Source organism: Moorena sp. SIO3I6 (assembly GCF_010672095.1).
Genome location: NZ_JAAHHU010001585.1, coordinates 1 through 1,151, shown reverse-complemented (window position 1 = coordinate 1,151; position 1,151 = coordinate 1). Strand labels below are relative to the sequence as shown.

2 protein-coding genes are annotated in these 1,151 nt (G+C 43.8%); both read left to right on the top strand.

Annotated elements, in window-relative coordinates; translation table 11 throughout:
- The first annotated feature begins 62 nt into the window (after positions 1–62).
- Positions 63–563, top strand: a complete 501-nt coding sequence (locus tag F6K49_RS51435) for a bifunctional nuclease family protein (protein ID WP_070396955.1) — start codon at positions 63–65, stop codon at positions 561–563.
- Between the two features lie 324 nt (positions 564–887).
- Positions 888–1,151: aldo/keto reductase (locus F6K49_RS51430; RefSeq protein ID WP_293110677.1), on the top strand; the 264-nt coding region annotated here is incomplete at its 3' end.

The window sequence follows — 1,151 nt, the reverse complement described above, 5'->3', positions numbered from 1 at the left end:
GTACTAGTTTACCGCTTCGCTTTGATGCCCCTGATGCTGACCGTATTCTAGAGGCTAAGCTGATGATTGAAATGAGAGTTGCTGGCATTGCAGTAGATACTGTAACACGTAGCCCCATCGTGTTACTCAAAGATGTCTTAGATCGGCGTGCTCTGCCAATCTATATTGGGCAAGATCAAGCAAAGGCAATTATCAGTGCTTTGGAAAGACAAACACCACCCCGTCCCCTGACCCATGACCTAATGGTCAATTTTCTAGAGGAGTGGAGCATAACACTGGATCGTGTTATAATACACTCTCTCCAAGATAACACATTCTATGCCAGCCTATGTGTTAGTCAGGGTGAGACAAAGAAAGAAATTGATGCTCGACCAAGTGATGCCATCTCGATTGCCCTGCGCACTGGCAGTCCGATTTGGGTGATGGAAGAGGTGATTGCTGATGCTTCGATTCCTGTAGACCAAGATAAGGATGAAGAGGAGCGTAGAGCTTTTCGGGAATTTGTCTCTAATATCCGCCCAGAAGATTTTCTTCACCGTGGAGGATATAGTCGTGGTAGCTAAAGCCAAAATATTGGGATTAAACGGGATTTAACAGCAACAATATATTAATTGCTCTGTCAAAAAATTATGGAGATGTTTCTGAAAGCCTTACCATCTAGCCATTGGTGAGAGTTTTCCAGATGCTCTAATCCTGATGCTATACCCTAAGTGAGCGTTGGGATAAATGGATATATCCCAAACTATCTATACCCGAAGCTATACCCGAAGCTATACCCCAAGACAATCGATGGCCATCAAGTGAGCTTTTTGCGCAACTGTTTTTCGGCAACATTTTAACCAAAGATGTGATAACCAAAGATTTGATTATTTCAGCAGTTGGGGAACATGCGTTATCGGCGGTTTGGTAAAACTAATCTCCAGCTTTCAGTATTTTCTTGCGGCACCATGCGTTGCTTAGCATCTGAGTCCAATGCTCAGAAGACAGTGCAACAGGTAATCACTAAAGGAATTAATCACCTGGAAACTGCCAGGGGTTACGGCAAGAGTGAAGAGTACCTTGGTAACATCCTGAAAGCTGGATTGTCAGTACCACGAGACCAGCTATATATAACCACCAAGATTCCACCAACCCCTGATGCTGATTTGATA